General features: G+C 57.0%; 1 pseudogene. It reads left to right on the top strand.

Annotated elements, in window-relative coordinates:
- Positions 1 to 145: 145 nt before the first annotated feature.
- Positions 146 to 731, top strand: a pseudogene (locus tag DEO48_RS05315) (phage tail protein); the annotation flags it as partial.

The following is a 731-nucleotide window of genomic DNA, read 5'->3' as shown; positions in this document are numbered from 1 at the left end:
GGGCAGAGGTGCCGGATAACGCCATTTTCTGGCGAAACCGTCTGCGTGATGGCGATGTCATCAGGACAGATAAGAATAAACCTTCAGCCAGTACCGGTAAGCAAAAAGAGAAAGTTGCCGGCACGTCTGGTAAGGAGCCTGAAGCATGAGTGTAATTGATTCGAATATCCTCACGCCCCTGTTCTGGGCAGCGATGGATAACAGCCAGGCAAACAGTGCTCAGGCGCTGCAGCGCACGCTTTTGATTGGTCAGAGGCTGACGACGGGATCGGCGGCTGCAAATATAGCCGTTCCCTGTGGATCGTCACAGATGGCCATTGAGCTTGCGGGAGCGGGCTCCATGGTGGCTGAAATGGCCCGCGTCTACATGAATAACGACACCGGCGGGGATGTTTATCTGCTGCCGTTAGAGGATGGTGATGACGATGCGGCGGCCACCGGCAGTGTGGCAATCAGCACCGTCCCCACTGAAAACGGGGTGTTGTCGCTGTATATCGGCGGTATTCGTGTTCCGCTGACGGTCGTGACAACAGATACCGTGGCCGTCATTGGTACTGCACTGGCAACGGCCGTAAACGCTAATGCCAGTCTTCCGGTTACGGCATTGAGCACAGAGGCATCCGGGACCGCGACGGTGACGCTGACGGCCAAAAATAAGGGTGACGCCGGCAACAGTATTGATTTGCGACTGAACTACCAGGGCAGCGCCGGCGGCGAGAAAACGCCGGCGG

The organism is Enterobacter sp. CGMCC 5087 (genome assembly GCF_003144775.1).
Classification (GTDB): domain Bacteria; phylum Pseudomonadota; class Gammaproteobacteria; order Enterobacterales; family Enterobacteriaceae; genus Enterobacter; species Enterobacter cloacae_M.
Note: the sequence above shows the minus strand (reverse complement) of the source record. Positions and strands in the feature narration are given on the sequence as shown.